Source organism: Actinomadura chokoriensis (assembly GCF_039529475.1).
In the GTDB taxonomy this organism is placed as follows: domain Bacteria; phylum Actinomycetota; class Actinomycetes; order Streptosporangiales; family Streptosporangiaceae; genus Spirillospora; species Spirillospora bangladeshensis.
This window is the reverse complement of the sequence record NZ_BAAAMW010000001.1, coordinates 430,839-447,673: the sequence shown is the minus strand read 5'-3', so window position 1 is coordinate 447,673 and position 16,835 is coordinate 430,839. Positions and strand designations below refer to the sequence as shown.

The window sequence follows — 16,835 nt, the reverse complement described above, 5'->3', positions numbered from 1 at the left end:
ACGGGACGACAGTGCATGCGACATCGGGGGAGTTGTCGTGACCGAGAAGCCTGGCAAGCCCGAGGCAAGGGCGAAGAACGAACCGGAGCGCGAGGACCCGCCGCCGCCCCGCGCCGAACCCGCCACGGGCGCGCCCCGGAAGGGGAAACCGGGGGACGCCGCCCGCAAGATGCGCGCGATGTTCAAGGGCCGCTAGCCGCCGCACCCAGCGCCCGGACGCGAGTCGTCCGGGCGTTTTCGCGTGCGGTTTTGACGCCCCCTTTGAGACCCATTGGGCGGTTATATCCGCGTACACGACTAACGTCCGAAGTGAACGCAAACGTCGAAGGCATCGAGGAGGCGTGCTTGTCCCACCGTGAACAATCGGGCGGCTCCACCCAGGGGCCCTTCGACGCATGGAGGGAACGGACAGACCACGGCATGGGCCCCTCCCGCTGAGCGGCCCGACGACCCGGGGACCACGGCACAGCACCGCGGCCCCCGGGTCCGCTATTACCCACCGCCCAAGACGATCGCCGCCACCCCAGCACCACCAGGTCGGTCTGTGGAGCTGGAACTGGCCGCCGTTCCGGGCGGAGTTCGTCGCTGAGTTCGGTCGGCGGCTCGGTGGGCATCGTGTGGCGGTGCTCGCGGGGAAGCTCTGACGCGGCCCTCTGCCGGGTGTGAGGTAGGGCACGGGGTGTGGTGGGTTGTGTTTTCCAACTTGATCGGCTGATACTGCGAGAGCGAGTTGGAAAACACAACGGAGGTGGTCGTGGTGCGGGACGCGGTGATCGTGGAGGCCGTGCGGACTCCGGTGGGCAAGGGGAAGGCGAACGGCTTCCTGCACGAGGAGCTTCCGGTCGATCTGCTGGCGCGGACGCTCAAGGTGCTCGTTCAACGCGCCGGGATCGAGCCCGGCGACGTCGACGACGTCATCGGCGGGGTCGTCACGCAGGTCGGCGACCAGGCGCTCAACATCACGCGGACCGCCGTGCTCGCGGCCGGGTTCCCCGAGAGCGTCCCCGCCATGACCGTCGACCGGCAGTGCGGATCGTCCCAGCAGGCCCTGCACATCGCGGCGCAGGGCGTGCAGAGCGGCGCCTACGACATCGCGATCGCGTGCGGCGTCGAGTCGATGTCGCGGGTGCCGATGGGGTCGAACGTCCTGCCGGGGAGCAACCCCTGGGGGACGATGCTCGCCGAGCGGTACCCGGACGGCCTCGTCGGGCAGGGCATCAGCGCCGAGCTGATCGCCGCCCGCTGGAGGTTCGCGCGCGAGGAGCTCGACGCCTACGCCCACGAGTCGCACCGCCGCGCCGCCGAGGCGTGGAAGAATGGGGAGTTCGACCGGGAGGTCGCCTGGACGGGGCAGTGGGACGAGACCGTCCGCCCCGGGACGTCACCGGAGGCCCTCGCCGCCCTCACGCCGGCCTACTACGACGAGCGGACGGCCGAGCGCTTCCCCGAGATCGAGTGGAAGATCACCGCCGGCAACGCGTCCCCGATCAACGACGGCGCCGCCGCCGTCCTGGTCATGGGCGCGGACATCGCCGAGCGCCTCGGCCTGCGCCCCCGCGCCCGGTTCCACGCGTTCGCCGTGACCGGCGACGACCCGCTCCTGATGCTCACCGCGATCATCCCCGCGACCGAGAAGGTGCTCCGGCGGGGCGGCCTCACGCTGGACGACATCGACCTGTTCGAGGTGAACGAGGCGTTCTCGCCGGTCGTCCTGGCCTGGCAGCGCGAGACCGGCGCCGACCCGGCCCGGGTCAACGTGCGCGGCGGCGCGATCGCGATCGGCCATCCGCTCGGCGCCAGCGGTGCCCGCATCATGACGACGCTGCTGCACGCCCTGGAAGACCGCGGCGGACGGTTCGGGCTGCAGACCATGTGCGAGGCCGGCGGGCTGGCCAACGCCACCGTCATCGAGCGGCTGTGACCCGCGGCTAGGCTGCGGGGCATGCCGAAGGACGCCCACCCGCGCGAATGCTCGGTCGCCGACACCCTGGACCTGGTCGGCGAGCGCTGGAGCCTGCTCGTGATCCGGGAGCTGAGCTACGGGGTGCGGCGGTTCGACCAGATCGTCCGGAACACGGGTGCGGCCCGCGACATCCTCACGTCCCGGCTGCGCAAGCTGGAGGCGAACGGCATCATCCGGCGCGAGCGCTACAGCGACCACCCGGTGCGCTACGAGTACCACCTGACGCCTGCCGGGCTCGAACTGTGCGACGTGCTGCTCGTCCTGATGCGGTGGGGCGACCGGCACCTGCACCCGGACGACCCGCCGGTCCGCTGGCAGCACTCGTGCGGCGACACGCTCAGCCCGCTGGTCATCTGCGGCCACTGCGGCAACGAGGCCCGCATGGGCGCCCACTCACCCACCGGCCGCGGCGCCCGCACCTCCTGACCCGGCCGCGTCCAGGAGCGCGCGGGCGCCCGCCCGCGCCCGCGCCGCCGCGGCGGGGTCGCCGTGGATGCCGGCCATCACGATGGCGCCCTCCGCGAGCAGGTAGATCGACTCGGTGGCGGACGGCGCCACGGGCGCGACCAGGGCGGTGACCTGGGCGTGGAAGGCGCGCTTGTGCGCGCGCGCCGCCTCCGCGATCGCCGGGGCCGACGGGCCGAGTTCGCCGTGGGCGTTCACCCAGGCGCAGCCGCGGAAGCCGGGTTCGGCGAACCAGGCGCCGAGCCAGTCGAACAGCGCGAGGACGCGCTCGCGGGGGTCGGCCACCGCGTCCAGGTGGGCGGCCAGGTCGCCGCGCCAGCGCAGGTCGCGGCGCTCCAGCACGGCGACGATTAGCGCCTCCTTGGTCGGGAACAGCCGGTAGATGCGCTTGAGGGGCAGCCCTGCGGCGCTCCGCAGGTCGTCCATGCCGACCGCCTGGATGCCCCGCCGGTAGAAGAGGTCCTCCGCGGCGTCCAGCAGCGCCCGGCGGTCCAGGGCCTGCTGCTCCTCGGTGATCGCGGCCGGCATCGACACTCCCGCTTGACGTTGAGAACGGTCGTTCCCTAGGTTAGGCGACAGTGATGGAGAACGTACGTTCTCAATATGAGGAGGCCGTGATGCCCGAAGACCGCCCGCCCTACCCGCCGTTCACCGAGGAGACCGCCCGGCAGAAGGTGCAGTCCGCCGAGGACGCGTGGAACACCCGCGACCCGCAGAAAGTGGCGGGCGCCTACACGGTCGACTCCGTCTGGCGGAACCGCGACCGCTTCGTCACCGGACGGGACGAGATCATCGCCTTCCTCACCGGGAAGTGGGAGAAGGAGCTCGACTACGCGCTGCGCAAGAGCCTGTGGGGATTCCGCGAGAACCGGATCGCCGTCCGGTTCCAGTACGAGTGGCACGACGACGGCGGCCAGTGGTGGCGCAGCTACGGCAACGAGCTGTGGGAGTTCGACGAGCACGGGCTGATGCGGCGCCGCGAGGCGAGCATCAACGACGTGCGCATCGACGAGGCCGACCGCCGCATCCACGGCCCGCGCCCCGAGAGCGAGCATGGGACCGACATCCCGCTCCGCTGACGCCAGGCGACCGGCGTCAAGCGACGCGTCAGGCGACCGGACGGGCGGCGATCCGTCCGGCCGCCTCGCGCAGCGCGTCCGATGGGCGTGCCGATCGCGCCGGGCGCAACCGCCACGACCCGGACGCCGCGCGGCGTGAGTTGCACCGCCCAGCTCCGAACCCTGCCGCCGGCGTCAAGGTCAAGCCGTGTCAGCCGGTCTCCGATGCGTCCTGCGAGGACGCCGACCGTGCCGTCCATGAGGAACTCCAGCGCGATCAGCACGGCCCCGAGGGCCGGGGGTCAGTCGAGGCAGAATTCGTTGCCTTCGGGGTCGGCCATCACGATGTGGCCGGCGCCGAGTGGGGGTGCGGGCTCGTGGCGCTGGAGGCGGGTGGCGCCGTGGGAGACCAGGCGTTCGGCCTCCGCCTCCAGCGCCTTCATGCGGGCGTCGCCGTCCAGGCCGGGGGCGGCACGCACGTCCAGGTGGACGCGGTTCTTGGCCTGCTTGCCCTCCGGCACCCGCTGGAAGAACAGCCGCGGCCCGGCGCCGGCGGGGTCGGTCAGCGCCGAGGCGTCGTTGCGCCGCTCCGGCGGGACGCCCATCGCCGCCAGGGCCTCGTCCCAGGACGCGAAGTCCCCGGGCGGGTCCTGGAGCCGGTAGCCGAGGGCCTCGGCCCAGAACGCGGCCAGCGCGGCGGGGTCGGCGCAGTCGAAGGTGATCTGGATATCGCGGGCCATGTCAGCTCGCCTTCCTGTGCAGGTAGAGGTACTCGGCCTCCCGCGAGGGGAGGCCGTCTAGGCCAGTCTTTCCCCTATTGCGGACAGGTACGTTCCGCGATCTGTGGAACGATGAGCCGCGTGACCGCCGAGGGGACGACCGAGCGGGTGCTGCGGCTGCTGGCGCTGCTGCAGCGCCGCTCGTCCTGGACCGCCGCCGAGATCGCCGAGCGGCTGCAGGTCACCGACCGTTCGGTGCGCCGCGACGTCGAGCGGCTCCGCGCGCTCGGGTACCCCGTCCACGCGACGGCGGGCGTCGGCGGCGGCTACCGGCTCGGCGCGGGCACCCGGCTGCCGCCCCTGCTCCTGGACGACGAGGAGGCGATCGCCACGGCCGTGTCCCTGCGGCTGGCGTCGGGCGGCACCGTCGCCGGGACGGGCGAGGCGGCGCTGCGGGCCCTCGCGAAGCTCGACCAGGTGATGCCGCCCCGGCTGCGCGCCGAGGTCCGGGCCGTGCACGGCGCCACCGAGACCCTCGTCGGCCCCGGGGCCGAAGTCGACGCGGAGCTGCTGGTGACGCTCGCGCGGGCCTGCCGAGACGCCGTCCGGGTCCGGTTCCGGTACGCCGCCCGCGGCGGCGAGGAGCGGGGGCGCACGGTCGAGCCGGTGCGGATGGTCGCCACCGCCCGCCGCTGGTACCTCATGGCCTGGGACGTCGACCGCGGCGACTGGCGCACCTTCCGCCTGGACCGGATGCGCGATGCCGCGCCGACGACCTGGCATTTCCGGCCGAGGGAGCATCCGGACCCGGTCGCCTACGTCCAGCGCTCCGTGACGGAGGCGCCCTACCGGTACCTCGCCCGCGTCCGGCTCCGCGCCGCGTCCGACCAGGTGCGCGAGCTGATACCGCCCCAGGTGGGACGTGTCGAGGACGACCGCGACGGCTGGTGCCTGCTCACCGTGGGCGGCGACGACATCGACTGGCTCGCCGTGCACATCGCCCGCCTCGGCTTCACGACGCAGATCCTGGAACCGCCGGAGTTGCGCGCCGCCACCGCCCGCCTCGCCCGCCGCCTGGCGGAGATGTCCGCGAACGGCTGACCGTACGGATCAGCATTCGATGACGTTGACGGCGAGGCCGCCGCGCGACGTCTCCTTGTATTTGTCGAGCATGTCGCGGCCGGTGTCGCGCATCGTCTTGATGGCCTTGTCGAGGGTGACGAAATGGCGCCCGTCGCCGCGAAGGGAGATGCGGGCGGCGCTGATGGCCTTGATGGCGCCCACCGCGTTGCGCTCGATGCACGGCACCTGGACCAGCCCGCCGACCGGGTCGCAGGTAAGGCCCAGATTGTGCTCGATGCCGATCTCGGCGGCGTTCTCCACCTGCTCCGGGGTGCCGCCCAAAATCTCGGTGAGGCCGGCGGCCGCCATGGAGCAGGCGGACCCGACCTCGCCCTGGCAGCCGACCTCGGCACCGGAAATGGAGGCGTTCTGCTTGAACAGGACGCCGATCGCGCCCGCGGTCAGCAGGAACCGGACGATGCCGTCGTCGTCGCTGGGCAGGAACCGGTCGTAGTAATGCAGGACGGCCGGGATGATCCCGGCGGCGCCGTTGGTGGGAGCGGTGACGATACGGCCCCCGGCGGCGTTCTCCTCGTTGACGGCGAGGGCGAAAAGGGTGACCCAGTCCATCGCGTGAAGGGGATCCGAGGCCTTCTCGGTGGAGAGCTGGCGGTGGAGCTGCGGTGCGCGGCGGCGCACCTTCAGCCCGCCGGGCAGAAGGCCCTCGCGGGCGCACCCCCGCGTCACGCAGGCCCGCATCACCTGCCAGAGGTTCAGCAGGCCCTCGCGGATCCCCTCCGGAGACCGGCCGAACGCCTTCTCGTTCTCCAGCGTCAGAGCCGAGATCGACAGGCCCGTTTCGCGGCAGCGGTCCAGGAGGTCGGCGGCCGTGTCGAAGGGGTGCGGCAGGACGGTGTCGTCCGGCTTTATGCGGTCGGCGCCGGTGGCGTTCTCGTCCACGATGAAGCCGCCGCCGACCGAGTAGTACACCTTCGAGCGCAGTTCCTCGCCGGAGTCGCCAAGGGCGGTGAAACGCATGCCGTTGGGGTGGCCGGGAAGCGATTCCTTGCGCTCGAAGTGGAGGTGCTCGTTGACCACGAAAGGAATGTCGTGGTCGCCGAAAAGGCTCAGCGCTCCGCGTTCGCGGATCGCCGCCAGGCGTTCGTCCACCCGGTCGACGTCGACCAGTTCGGGCTTGTCGCCTTCCAGACCGAGGATGACGGCCTTGTCGCTGCCGTGGCCCTTCCCGGTGAGGCCGAGCGAACCGTAGAGGACGACCTGCACCGACGCGGTCTTCTCCAACAGGCCGTCGCGTTCCAGGCCACGAGCGAAACGGTGCGCCGCCGCCATCGGGCCGCCGGTGTGGGACGACGAAGGGCCGATCCCGATTTTGAACAGGTCGAAAACACTGATGGCCATGAGCTACCTCGTTGTAGCTGCGCCCCCTCCCGCTGGCGGAAGGGGGCGCGGAGACGTCACAGGTTCGGATAAAGGGGGTGCTTGTCCGCCAGGGCCTTCACCCGGGCCGACAGGGCGTCCCGGTCGAAGGACGGCTGCAGCGCCAGCGCGATGACGTCGGCGACCTCGGCGAAGTCCTCGGCGGTGAAGCCGCGGGTGGCGAGGGCCGGGGTGCCGATCCGCAGGCCGGAGGTGACCATCGGCGGGCGCGGGTCGTTCGGCACCGCGTTCCGGTTCACCGTGATGCCGATGTCGTGCAGGCGGTCCTCGGCGTCGCGCCCGGTGAGCTCGGAGTCGACCAGGTCGACCAGGACGAGGTGGACGTCCGTCCCGCCGGTGAGGACCTTCACGCCGGCCTTGGCCGAGTCCTCGGCGAGGAGCCGCTCCGCGAGCAGCTTCGCGCCCTCCACGGTGAGCGCCTGCCGGGCCCGGAACTCCTCCGACGCGGCGATCTTCAGAGCGACGGCCTTGGCGGCGATCACGTGCTCCAGCGGGCCGCCCTGCATGCCGGGGAACACCGCCGAGTTGATCTTCTTGCCGTACTCCTCGCGGGCGAGGATCAGCCCGCCGCGCGGCCCGCCGAGCGTCTTGTGCGTGGTCGTGGTGACGATGTCGGCGTACGGGACGGGCGACGGGTGCAGCCCCGCCGCGACCAGGCCCGCGAAGTGCGCCATGTCGACCATGAGCAGCGCCCCGACCGAGTCGGCGATCTCCCGGAACGCCGCGAAGTCGAGCTGCCGCGGGTACGCCGACCAGCCCGCCACGATCATCTTCGGACGGTGCTCGGCCGCGAGCGAGGCGACCTCGTCCATGTCGACCAGGCCGTCCTCCGCGCGGACGTGGTACGGGACCACGTTCAGCGTCTTGCCGGAGTAGTTCAGCCGCATCCCGTGCGTGAGGTGGCCGCCGTGCGCGAGGTCGAGCCCGAGGATCGTGTCGCCGTGCTGCAGCAGCGCGAAGTACACCGCCGTGTTGGCCTGCGCGCCGCTGTGCGGCTGGACGTTCGCGTGCTCGGCGCCGAACAGCGACTTCGCCCGGTCGATGGCGAGCTGCTCGGTGACGTCGACGTACTCGCAGCCGCCGTAGTACCGCTTGCCCGGGTACCCCTCGGCGTACTTGTTCGTCAGGACGGAGCCCTGCGCCTCCAGCACCGAGACCGGCGCGAAGTTCTCCGACGCGATCATCTCCAGCGTGGACTGCTGGCGGCGCAGCTCCGCGGCGACGGCCTCGGCGACCTCCGGGTCGGCCGTCGCGAGGGAGTCGTAGAGGCTCATGCTTCCTCGATCAGCTTCTCGTAGGCGGCCGAGTCGAGCAGGTCGCCCGGCTCGTCGGAGATCCGCACCTTGAAGATCCAGCCCTCGCCGTACGGGTCGTCGTTGATGACCTTCGGCTCGTCCACCACGGCGGCGTTGATCGCGGTGATCTCGCCGCTGACCGGGGAGTACAGGTCGCTGACCGACTTGGTGGACTCGACCTCGCCGCACGGCTCGCCCGCCTCGACGGTGTCGCCCTCCGACGGCTGCAACTCGAGGTAGACGATCTCTCCGAGGGCGTCGGCGGCGTGCGCGGTGATGCCGACGGTGACGATGCCGTCCTCGCCGCCGAGGCCGGACACCCACTCGTGCTCTTCGCTGTAGCGGAGCTGCTCCGGAACGCTCACGATTCTCTCTCTTTCAGGAACGCTTGTAGAAGGGCAGGTCGACCACGTCCACCGGCTCGGGGCGGCCGCGGACGTCCACGGCCAGGGACGTGTCCTCGACGCCGCTGTCGAGGTAGGCCAGGGCGATCGGCCTGCCCAGTGTGGGGGAAGGGGCGCCGCTCGTCACGATCCCGCACGGCGTGCCGCCGGACGTGACGACCTGGTACCCCTTCCGCGGCGCGCGACGCCCGCGCGCGACCAGCCCCACGAGCCTACGGCCCGGCGGGGTCTGCGCCTGCGCCGCCAGGGTGGTCTTGCCCACGAAATCGACGGCCTTGTCCAGCTTCACGACCCGGCCGAGGCCCGCCTCGAACGGCGTCGTCTCGGCGGTCAGCTCGTTGCCGTACAGCGGCATGCCCGCTTCGAGGCGCAGCGAGTCGCGCGCTGCGAGCCCCGCCGGGACGACCCCGTCCACGGCGGCGAACGCGCGCCACAGCGCGGCGGTGTCGGAGGCGTCCGCGAAGAGCTCGAAGCCGTCCTCGCCCGTGTAGCCGGTGCGGGCGATCAGGGTGTCGACGCCCGCGACGCGTTCGGCGAGGACGGCGTAGTACTTGAGGTCGGCGACCGGCGCGTCGGTGAAGCCTTCGAGGATCTCCTGGGCGCGGGGGCCCTGCAGGGCGATCAGCCCGTAGGCGTCGGTGCGGTCGTCGACGGCGGCCTCGTAGCCGGCGGCCCGCTCGACCAGCGCGTCCCGGACGACGGCGGTGTTCGCCGCGTTCGCGACGACCATGAAGGTCTGTGTTTCGCCCCCATGGCTACGCCCCGCCACCCCCCGGTCGGCGAGCCGGTAGACGATCAGGTCGTCGAGGACGCCACCGTCGGGCGCGCAGATCATCGTGTAGCGGGCCTTGCCGACCGGCATCGAGGACAGGTTCCCGACCAGCGCGTAGTCGAGCGCGGCACCGGCGCCCGGCCCGGACAGGAAGATCTCTCCCATGTGCGACAGGTCGAACAGCCCCGCGCCGGTGCGGACGGCCTCGTGCTCGGCGGTCTCGCTCTTGTAGCGCAGCGGCATCAGGTACCCGGCGAAGTCGACCATGGTCGCGCCGAGGTCCCGGTGGACGTCGTGCAGCGGCGTGGTCTTCGGGTCGGCGGACGGGTCGGCGGACATCGGTTCGGCTCCTTCGTCGCGGGCGCGCGTGGTCCATCGTCCCACTCGCGCACCGGGCGTCGCGGTGCCTCCCCCTCTGTCATCTGCGCCTGAGAGCTTCACCCGCCGCCGGGCGGCGGGTTTTCACCTTCGGCGGGGGACCGGGTCCCCGCTTTCCAGAGGTCGCCTGACCCGTGCGGTCCGTGGGCCTGAGAGGTTCCGGGGAGGATTTGCTCCTTCGGCGTCCCACACCGGCTGCGTGGGACTCTCCCGCACGGGGTCGTCGGCTGGCCGCCAATCTAGCAGCGGCCCCCGCCCTGCGACCACCCTCCGTCAGCCCGCCGGCGGCGACGCCGACATCGACTTCACGCACGCCCGCAGGGCCGCCTTGATCTTTTCGAGGTCCTGCTTGTCGGGCGTGGTCGACGGGTTCGGGCTCGGCAGCTCGACCCCCTGCTCGTGCATGCAGTTGTTGAACCTCTCGGTCGCCCGCGACACCTCGGGCACCGGCGTCGCGGCGGTATTGCCGGGCGCCGTGCCGGGCGGCGCCGAGGCCGGTGCTGAGGCGGCCGGTGAGGGCGGCGGCGACGCGCCCGCGTCCCCGCCGTCGGAGCCGCCGCATCCGCTCAGCGCCAGCACGAGCACCAGCACGCCTACGTGACCGCGCTTCACAGGGGACCTCCGTGCTCAGGGGGTGAGATCGGCCCATGATGCGCGGGTGGGGCGGTGCCCGGCTATTCAGGCACGTGCCAATGACGCGCGCACGATTTAGCACCCTGCCTCAAAGGGGGCTCGCAGGCGCCCGGGATGCCGCGTCCACGCGTTGACTTCAACCGAACCGGGGCCGTTCGCGTACTCTGTTTTGGTCATCGAGATCACCCGCGGTGAGCGCGGGTGCACCGAGCTGAGGGGCATTGCCGGATGGTCTACCTGGCAGGGATGCTGATCCTGTTCTTCGGCCTGCTGGTGTCCATCGCGCTGCACGAGCTCGGCCACTTCTCCTTCGCCAAGCTCTTCAAGGTGCGGACGACCCAGTTCATGGTCGGCTTCGGCCCGACCATGTGGTCCAAGCGCAAGGGCGAGACCGAGTACGGCGTCAAGTGGATCCCGCTCGGCGGCTACATCCGCATGATCGGGATGCTGCCGCCGCGCAAGGGCGACGCCCCCGGGCAGGTCCGGCAGATCAGCACCGGTCCGTGGCAGGGCCTCATCGAGTCGGCGCGCGGCGCCGCACTGGAGGAGATCCGCCCCGGCGACGAGGACCGCGTCTTCTACGCCAAGAAGTGGTGGCAGAAGCTGCTCATCATGTTCGGCGGCCCGGCGATGAACCTGGTGCTCTCGGTGATGTTCTTCGCGATCCTGCTGATGGGGATCGGCACGATGCGGTCGCAGCCGGTCATCGGCGAGGTCCTCGAATGCATGGTGCCCGCCAGCCAGTCCCAGACGACGGAGTGCCCGAAGGACGCGAAGCCGACGCCGGCCGCGCAGGCCGGGCTCAAGGCCGGCGACCGGATCGTGGCGTTCGACGGCAGGAAGATCGACGGCGACTACGAGAAGCTGCAGGTCCTGATCCGCGACAACGGCGGCAGGACGGTCCCGATGACCGTCGAGCGCGGTGGGCAGGACGTGAAGCTGAACGTCCCGATCACCCGCAACCAGATGTACGACCTCAAGGACCACGACAAGGTGGTCAACGTCGGGTTCCTCGGCATCACCCCGATCCAGGCGATGGAGCGGCAGGGCCCGGGCGCGGTCGCGAGCACGATGGTCGACCTGACCGCGCGCACCACGGGCGCGCTGGTGCGGATGCCGCAGAAGATGGTCGGCGTCTGGAACGCCGCGTTCAGCGATGAGAAGCGCGACCCGAACGGCCCGGTCGGCGTCGTCGGCGTCAGCCGGATCGGCGGCGAGGTCGCCGCCTCCCAGGACTACACCGCCGCCGAGAAGGTGTCGTTCTTCGTCATGCTGCTCGGGTCGCTGAACCTCGCGGTCGGGCTGTTCAACCTCATCCCGCTGCTGCCGCTGGACGGCGGCCACATCGCCGGCGCCCTGCTGGAGGCGGTCAAGAAGGCGTTCGCCAAGGTCTTCCGCAGGCCCGACCCCGGCTACGTGGACGTCGCCAAGGCGCTCCCGGTGACGTACGTGATGGCGGTCGTGCTGATCGTCATGGGCGGCCTGCTGATCTACGCCGACCTGGTGAACCCGGTCACGGTCACGGGATAGCGGGCATCTCGCCCGTCTTCAGGAAGCCGTCCAGCGCGGCCAGGAAGGGCGCTATGTCGAGGCCCTGCCCGCCGAGCCACGCGTCCGACCCGTAGGTGCCGGCGTAGCGCTCGCCGCCGTCGCAGATCAGCGTGACGACGCTGCCGCGCTCGCCGCGCGCCCGCATCTCCGCGATCAGCTCCGCCGCGCCCCACATGTTGGTGCCGGTCGAGCCGCCGACGTTGCGGCCGCTGACCGCGCTCGTCCAGCGCATCGCCGCGATGGACGCCGCGTCCGGCACCCGGATCATCCGGTCGATGACCGTCGGCAGGAACGACGGCTCGACGCGGGGCCGGCCGATGCCCTCGATCCGCGAGCCCGCCGCCGTCCGCTCCGGGTCGCCGTCGGCGAACGAGCCGTGGAACGCCGAGCCCTCCGGGTCGACGACCGCGAGCCGCGTCTGGAACCGCTGGTAGCGCGCGTACCGGCCGATCGTCGCGGACGTCCCGCCGGTGCCCGCGCCGACCACGATCCAGGACGGCTCGGGGAACCGCTCCAGCCGCATCTGCTCGAAGATCGACTCGGCGATGTTGTTGTTGCCGCGCCAGTCCGTCGCGCGCTCGGCGTAGGTGAACTGGTCCATGAAGTGCCCGCCGCACTCGGCCGCGAGCCGCCGCGACTCGTCGTAGATCGCGGACGGGTCGTCCACCAGGTGGCAGCGGCCCCCGTAGAACTCGATCAGCTGGATCTTCTCCGGACTGGTCGAGGCGGGCATCACCGCGGTGAAGGGCAGGCCGAGCAGCCGCGCGAAGTACGCCTCCGACACCGCCGTGGACCCGCTGGACGCCTCGATGATCGTCGTGTCCTGCCGTATCCAGCCGTTGGCCAGCCCGTACAGGAACAGCGACCGCGCGAGCCGGTGCTTCAGCGAACCCGTCGGGTGGACGGACTCGTCCTTCAGGTACAGGTCGATGCCCCACTCCGGCGGCAGCGGGAACACGTGCAGGTGCGTGTCCGCGCTGCGGTTGGCGTCGGCGTCGACCAGCCGGATCGCCTCGGCGATCCACGCCCGGTAGCCCGGGTCGCAGCGGTCCACGGTGCGGCTCACGGTGATGTTCTCCTCGATCGTCGTTGATCGGCCGGGTCCAACGATATCCGCGCATGTCACGGTGCATCATGGAGGCAGCGGGGGGCAGATGATCGAGATGTTCGACGAGCGGATCCTGGCGACCGGGCGGCTTCCGCTGTTCGGCTTCTTCGTCGCGTTCCTGGTGACGTTCATGCTGACGCGGGTCAACGTGCGGCTGATCCGGGCGGACGTGCGCTGGTGGTTCAGCAACGTGACGGTCGGCGACCTGCACATCCACCATGTCGTGTTCGGCGTGGTGCTGATGCTGGCGGGCGGGGTCGGGAGCCTCGCCGTCCCGGACGCCTACACCGGCCTCAGCGTCGCCGCCGCCGTCGTGTTCGGCATGGGCTCCGCGCTCGTCCTGGACGAGTTCGCGCTGATCCTGCATCTCAGCGACGTCTACTGGACGGAGAAGGGCCGCGCGTCCGTCGACGCGGTGTTCGTCGCGATCGCGGTGACGGGGCTGCTGCTGCTCGGCATCCGCCCGCTCGGCTACGAGGGCATCGCGCCCGACCCCGGCACGGGCATCCTGACCCGTGTCTACGTGGTGTCCCTCGTCGTCAACCTGGTCTTCGCGGTGATCACCCTGCTCAAGGGCAAGATCTGGACGGGCCTGATCGGCCTGTTCATGCCCGCCCTCCTGATCGTCGGCGCGATCCGGGTGGCGCGCCCAGGCTCCCCGTGGGCGCGCTGGCGCTACCCCGAGGACTCGCGCCGCCACCAGCGCGCCGTCCGGCGGGAGCGGCAGTTCCGCCGGCCGCTGATCCGCGGCAAGATCTGGGTGCAGGAGTTCATCGCGGGACGCCACGACCTCATCCCGCCCGAACTGCTGCAGCGCCGCGCCGACGCCGCCGAGCGCGCCCGCCTCGCCCGCCTCCGCCGCCTCGAGCGCGCCGAGCGCCGCGCCGCCGCCCGCGCGGAGCGCCGCGCCCTGGTCCGCGACGAGCGCACGGCCGCCGCCCGCGCGGAACGGCGCGCCGCGCGCCGCGCCGCCCGCCGGGCCGCCCGCCGCGCCGCGACGCCCGCCGCGGCCGCGACCGCGCGGAACGAGGCCCCCGGCCGCACGGACGACCCCGCACGCACGGACGAGCGCGCACGCACGGACGAGCGCGCCGGCCGGCGCCAGCCGGGCGCCCGGACCCCGTCGCCGCGGGTGACCGGCCGGGCCGCGTCCCGCATGCGCGCCCGCGCCGCCGCCCGGCGGGCGAGCCGCCCCCGGGACAGGTTCCCCTCCGGCTTCCGCCCCGGCGGCCGCCTGCCGCCCAGCCCGCCGCCCCCTCCGCCGCCCGAAGCGGCCCCCCTCGGCGAGAAGCCCCCGAGCGCGAACGAAGACCCTCCCTGACCCCGGCCGCACCGCCCGCCGCCACGTCCGGACGGAGAGCCCGCCGGCACCGGCCGACCGGCCCGACCGGAGGGCGTTCGCATCGCCTGACCGCGTCGTCGCGGCCTAGTCCATGACGGGGGCGACGGCGCGGACGGTGTCGATCGTGTCGGCTTCACTCGCGGACTTGTCGGGGCGGTAGCGGAGCACGCGCGCGAACCGCAGGGCGATGCCGCCGGGGTAGCGGGGGCTGTGCTGGACGCCGTCGAACGCGATCTCCACGACGAGCTCGGGCCGGACGTGCACCGTCCAGTCGTCCTCGCGGACGGCCAGTGCGCGGAGCTTCTCGGTCTGCCAGGCGAGCAGCTCGTCGGTGAGGCCCTTGAACGTCTTGCCGAGCATCACGAACCCGCCCGTCTCGGGATCGCGCGCGCCGAGGTGCAGGTTGGACAGCAGCCCCCGCCGCCGCCCGTGCCCCCACTCCACGGCGAGCACGACGAGGTCGAGCGTGTGCCGGGGCTTCACCTTGATCCACCCCGCGCCCCGCCGCCCGGCCGTGTAGGGCGTGTCGAGCGACTTGATCACGACGCCTTCGTGCCCCCGCGCGACGGCCTCGTCGAACACCTCCTTGGCCCGCACGGGATCGCCCGTGACCACCCGGGGCATGCGCAGCTCCTCCGGCACGACCCGCGCCAGCGCCGCGTTCCGCTCCGCCCCCGGCGCGTCGAGCAGATCGGCCCCGTCCAGGTACAGGACGTCGAACAGGTACACGCTCAGCGACACCGGTTCGGTGTTCTTCGCCGTGCGCGTCGCGGTGCGGGCGGCGGTCACCTGGAAGGGGTGGGGACGACCGTCCGGACGCAGGGCGATGAGTTCGCCGTCGAAGACCGCCTCGCGGACGGGCAGCCGCCGGACGGCCTCCACCACCTCCGGGAGGCGGGAGGTGATCTCGTCGAGGGTGCGGGTGAAGACGCGGACCTCATCGCCCGAGACGTGCACCTGCGCGCGGATGCCGTCGAGCTTCCACTCGACCGCGGCCTCCGCCTTGAGCTTGGCGAACGCGTCGTCGACGGACGGTGCCGACGCGGCCAGCATGGGCTTGATCGGGCGGCCGACCTCCAGCGTGAAGGCGCGCAGGCCGGCGACGCCGTCGGCGAGGGCGGCCGTGGCGACCGGCCCCAGCGAGCCGCGGAGCATGAACGCCCGGCGCACCTCGGCGGGCTTCACCTCGGCGGCGGCCGCGATCGCCTCGGCCATGACGCCGTCCAGCGCGCCTTGGCGCAGTTCGCTCGCGAGGAGCCTGATGAGGAAATCCTGCTCGGGACGAGTAGCTCGGCCCATGACATCGGCGACGAGTTCGCGGCGGCGGGCCACCGAGCCGGGCCCGGACACCGCGCCGATCTCGGTGAACGCCGCGTCCACCTCGTGGACGGTCAGCGACGGCCCGGCGGCGGGCGGCGGGACGTCCCGCAACGCGGCGTACCCGACCCCGATCTGGCGTTGCGGCAGCTCACCCGACAGGTAGGCGACGACGATGGCGGCCTCGTCGGCGTCGGCGCGGCGCAGGCATTCCGCGAGCGCGGTTACCTTGGCCTTCCGGCCCGAGGTGCCCGCCACCGCCCCCGACGTCCGCGCGATGTCAGCGATCAGCACCCCTCCATAGTGACCCGGAGGTCTGACAATCAGCACCGTCAGGGGGGCCTGGTCAGCGGCGGCGCGCCTGACTACGTTGACGGGAGGCGGGCCATGACGCGACGGGGGAGTGAGGAGCGGGACGTGGGGCTGCAGCGTCCGGTCGAACCGTTCCACCGGCCGTACGCCGGGCCGGAGCCGCCGTCTCCGGGGCGCCGGCCGAGGCGGCTGGTCGCGCTGCTCGTGGCGGCCGCCGCGTTCGCCGCGGCCGCGGTCGCGGTGTTCCTGGTGGCGCCGGGCCGCGGCGGCGGCACCGACCGGGCCTCCGTGGAGCCCCGGCACACCGCGCCGAGGGCGTCCGAGCCCGCGCAGCGGATCGTCACGGCCCTGCCGCCGCCGTGCGGGACGGTGTCGGAGGGCACCGTGGCGAAGGCGGTCCCGAAGGCGGCGAAGCGGCAGAGCGCGAACTCGACGCTCACCACGTGCACGTACTCCTCGACCGGGTCGGCGTTCCGCTGGCTGCGGGTGGAGGCGCGGCTGTACGCGCCCGCCTACACCGCGACGCCCGTCCGGGACGCCGAGAGCTACTACGACGCGCAGTGGGCGCAGGCGCACGACGCGCCGCTCGTCCGGACGATCGCGCTGGAGCGCGCGGGCGGCGTCGGGGACGAGGCGTACCGCTGGTTCAAGGCGGACGAGGGGCAGCCGACCGTGGTCGGGCAGGTCACGGCCCGGGTCCGCAACGCGGTCTTCACGGTCAGCTACAGCGAGCAGGCGCCGCCGAAGGCGCGGGGGGCGGAGCGGGAGCGGGCGATCCTCGCCACGGCGACCGCCGCCGCGCGCGAAGTCTTCACCGCGCTAAATGATTTCTGACCTGATTCGGCCGATCATGGCATATTTTCTGTCAGCACCTTCTAAGGTGATTCGGTAAAGGGGAGGCGGTATGCCGATCATGCTCCCGCGCCAGGCAACCGATCGGCGTACTGGTAACGCCTGGGAGGAGGAGGCGACGTCGTGACCGTGCAATCGGTTGGAGT

17 protein-coding genes and 2 riboswitches are annotated in these 16,835 nt (G+C 72.2%); of the genes, 8 read left to right on the top strand and 9 right to left on the bottom strand.

Annotated elements, in window-relative coordinates; translation table 11 throughout:
- Nucleotides 1-37 precede the first annotated feature (37 nt).
- The 3 genes from ABFX46_RS02130 (at nucleotide 38) to ABFX46_RS02120 (ending at nucleotide 2,389) form a co-directional block, all read left to right on the top strand.
- Complete coding sequence (locus ABFX46_RS02130; RefSeq protein ID WP_346039628.1) at nucleotides 38-196, top strand: hypothetical protein; 159 nt, start codon at nucleotides 38-40, stop codon at nucleotides 194-196.
- A 561-nt stretch (nucleotides 197-757) separates the two neighbouring features.
- A complete protein-coding gene (locus ABFX46_RS02125) occupies nucleotides 758-1,921 on the top strand; it encodes a thiolase family protein (RefSeq protein ID WP_346039627.1) in 1,164 nt (387 codons plus the stop codon).
- Between the two features lie 21 nt (nucleotides 1,922-1,942).
- Entirely contained in the window at nucleotides 1,943-2,389 is a 447-nt protein-coding gene (locus tag ABFX46_RS02120; protein WP_346039626.1) for a winged helix-turn-helix transcriptional regulator, read from the top strand.
- On the opposite strand, the gene ABFX46_RS02115 is transcribed toward ABFX46_RS02120, so the two are convergent.
- On the bottom strand, nucleotides 2,357-2,956 hold the full coding sequence (locus ABFX46_RS02115; protein ID WP_346039625.1) for a TetR/AcrR family transcriptional regulator: 600 nt from the start codon (nucleotides 2,954-2,956) through the stop codon (nucleotides 2,357-2,359). The two genes, ABFX46_RS02120 and ABFX46_RS02115, sit on opposite strands and share 33 nt — an antisense overlap.
- An 89-nt stretch (nucleotides 2,957-3,045) precedes the next feature.
- On the opposite strand from ABFX46_RS02115, the gene ABFX46_RS02110 reads away from it, so the two are divergent.
- The gene (locus ABFX46_RS02110) at nucleotides 3,046-3,507 is read left to right on the top strand and encodes a nuclear transport factor 2 family protein (protein WP_346039624.1); all 462 of its coding nucleotides are present in this window, start codon (nucleotides 3,046-3,048) and stop codon (nucleotides 3,505-3,507) included.
- A gap of 281 nt (nucleotides 3,508-3,788) precedes the next feature.
- Here the strand turns inward: ABFX46_RS02110 and ABFX46_RS02105 are convergent, their stop codons facing one another.
- Nucleotides 3,789-4,226 (bottom strand): VOC family protein, encoded by a 438-nt coding sequence (locus ABFX46_RS02105; RefSeq protein WP_346039623.1) that lies wholly within the window; start codon nucleotides 4,224-4,226, stop codon nucleotides 3,789-3,791.
- Nucleotides 4,227-4,337: 111 nt separating this feature from the next.
- Between ABFX46_RS02105 and ABFX46_RS02100 the strand changes: the two genes are divergently transcribed.
- Complete coding sequence (locus ABFX46_RS02100) at nucleotides 4,338-5,306, top strand: helix-turn-helix transcriptional regulator (protein ID WP_346039622.1); 969 nt, start codon at nucleotides 4,338-4,340, stop codon at nucleotides 5,304-5,306.
- 9 nt (nucleotides 5,307-5,315) lie between these two features.
- Here the strand turns inward: ABFX46_RS02100 and ABFX46_RS02095 are convergent, their stop codons facing one another.
- From ABFX46_RS02095 to ABFX46_RS02075, 5 genes are all read right to left on the bottom strand, one after another.
- Nucleotides 5,316-6,686 (bottom strand): L-serine ammonia-lyase, encoded by a 1,371-nt coding sequence (locus tag ABFX46_RS02095; protein ID WP_346039621.1) that lies wholly within the window; start codon nucleotides 6,684-6,686, stop codon nucleotides 5,316-5,318.
- 56 nt (nucleotides 6,687-6,742) lie between these two features.
- Nucleotides 6,743-7,999 (bottom strand): serine hydroxymethyltransferase, encoded by a 1,257-nt coding sequence (locus ABFX46_RS02090; protein ID WP_346039620.1) that lies wholly within the window; start codon nucleotides 7,997-7,999, stop codon nucleotides 6,743-6,745.
- The gene (gene gcvH / locus ABFX46_RS02085) at nucleotides 7,996-8,385 is read right to left on the bottom strand and encodes a glycine cleavage system protein GcvH (protein WP_346039619.1); all 390 of its coding nucleotides are present in this window, start codon (nucleotides 8,383-8,385) and stop codon (nucleotides 7,996-7,998) included. Before gcvH ends, ABFX46_RS02090 begins: the two co-directional genes overlap by 4 nt.
- A 13-nt stretch (nucleotides 8,386-8,398) precedes the next feature.
- The gene (gcvT, locus tag ABFX46_RS02080) at nucleotides 8,399-9,535 is read right to left on the bottom strand and encodes a glycine cleavage system aminomethyltransferase GcvT (RefSeq protein ID WP_346039618.1); all 1,137 of its coding nucleotides are present in this window, start codon (nucleotides 9,533-9,535) and stop codon (nucleotides 8,399-8,401) included.
- Nucleotides 9,536-9,608: 73 nt separating this feature from the next.
- Nucleotides 9,609-9,697, bottom strand: a riboswitch (glycine riboswitch).
- A 4-nt stretch (nucleotides 9,698-9,701) separates the two neighbouring features.
- Nucleotides 9,702-9,797, bottom strand: a riboswitch (glycine riboswitch).
- 50 nt (nucleotides 9,798-9,847) lie between these two features.
- The gene (locus ABFX46_RS02075) at nucleotides 9,848-10,186 is read right to left on the bottom strand and encodes a hypothetical protein (protein ID WP_346039617.1); all 339 of its coding nucleotides are present in this window, start codon (nucleotides 10,184-10,186) and stop codon (nucleotides 9,848-9,850) included.
- 249 nt (nucleotides 10,187-10,435) lie between these two features.
- Here ABFX46_RS02075 and ABFX46_RS02070 point away from each other — a divergent pair, with 249 nt between their 5' ends.
- A complete protein-coding gene (locus tag ABFX46_RS02070) occupies nucleotides 10,436-11,737 on the top strand; it encodes a M50 family metallopeptidase (protein WP_346039616.1) in 1,302 nt (433 codons plus the stop codon).
- Here the strand turns inward: ABFX46_RS02070 and cds1 are convergent.
- Nucleotides 11,727-12,824, bottom strand: a complete 1,098-nt coding sequence (gene cds1 / locus ABFX46_RS02065) for an L-cysteine desulfhydrase Cds1 (protein ID WP_346039615.1) — start codon at nucleotides 12,822-12,824, stop codon at nucleotides 11,727-11,729. The two genes, ABFX46_RS02070 and cds1, sit on opposite strands and share 11 nt — an antisense overlap.
- Before the next feature lie 88 nt (nucleotides 12,825-12,912).
- On the opposite strand from cds1, the gene ABFX46_RS02060 reads away from it, so the two are divergent.
- Nucleotides 12,913-14,187: a hypothetical protein gene (locus ABFX46_RS02060; protein WP_346039614.1), complete on the top strand. Its 1,275-nt coding sequence runs from the start codon at nucleotides 12,913-12,915 to the stop codon at nucleotides 14,185-14,187.
- 105 nt (nucleotides 14,188-14,292) lie between these two features.
- Here ABFX46_RS02060 and ABFX46_RS02055 read toward each other — a convergent pair whose 3' ends face one another.
- Entirely contained in the window at nucleotides 14,293-15,819 is a 1,527-nt protein-coding gene (locus tag ABFX46_RS02055; protein WP_346039613.1) for an ATP-dependent DNA ligase, read from the bottom strand.
- Between the two features lie 93 nt (nucleotides 15,820-15,912).
- Here ABFX46_RS02055 and ABFX46_RS02050 point away from each other — a divergent pair, with 93 nt between their 5' ends.
- Entirely contained in the window at nucleotides 15,913-16,671 is a 759-nt protein-coding gene (locus ABFX46_RS02050) for a hypothetical protein (protein WP_346039612.1), read from the top strand.
- Nucleotides 16,672-16,835 lie beyond the last annotated feature (164 nt).

What these genes read in the sequence shown, in the direction of transcription:
- ABFX46_RS02095 (WP_346039621.1), bottom strand. Translation starts at nt 6,686, where the DNA reads ATGGCCATCAGTGTTTTCGACCTGTTCAAAATCGGGATCGGCCCTTCG.
- ABFX46_RS02060 (WP_346039614.1), top strand. Translation starts at nt 12,913, where the DNA reads ATGATCGAGATGTTCGACGAGCGGATCCTGGCGACCGGGCGGCTTCCG.
- ABFX46_RS02090 (WP_346039620.1), bottom strand. Translation starts at nt 7,999, where the DNA reads ATGAGCCTCTACGACTCCCTCGCGACGGCCGACCCGGAGGTCGCCGAG.
- gcvT (WP_346039618.1), bottom strand. Translation starts at nt 9,535, where the DNA reads ATGTCCGCCGACCCGTCCGCCGACCCGAAGACCACGCCGCTGCACGAC.
- ABFX46_RS02100 (WP_346039622.1), top strand. Translation starts at nt 4,338, where the DNA reads ATGAGCCGCGTGACCGCCGAGGGGACGACCGAGCGGGTGCTGCGGCTG.
- ABFX46_RS02105 (WP_346039623.1), bottom strand. Translation starts at nt 4,226, where the DNA reads ATGGCCCGCGATATCCAGATCACCTTCGACTGCGCCGACCCCGCCGCG.
- ABFX46_RS02120 (WP_346039626.1), top strand. Translation starts at nt 1,943, where the DNA reads ATGCCGAAGGACGCCCACCCGCGCGAATGCTCGGTCGCCGACACCCTG.
- ABFX46_RS02110 (WP_346039624.1), top strand. Translation starts at nt 3,046, where the DNA reads ATGCCCGAAGACCGCCCGCCCTACCCGCCGTTCACCGAGGAGACCGCC.
- ABFX46_RS02050 (WP_346039612.1), top strand. Translation starts at nt 15,913, where the DNA reads ATGACGCGACGGGGGAGTGAGGAGCGGGACGTGGGGCTGCAGCGTCCG.
- ABFX46_RS02070 (WP_346039616.1), top strand. Translation starts at nt 10,436, where the DNA reads ATGGTCTACCTGGCAGGGATGCTGATCCTGTTCTTCGGCCTGCTGGTG.
- ABFX46_RS02115 (WP_346039625.1), bottom strand. Translation starts at nt 2,956, where the DNA reads ATGCCGGCCGCGATCACCGAGGAGCAGCAGGCCCTGGACCGCCGGGCG.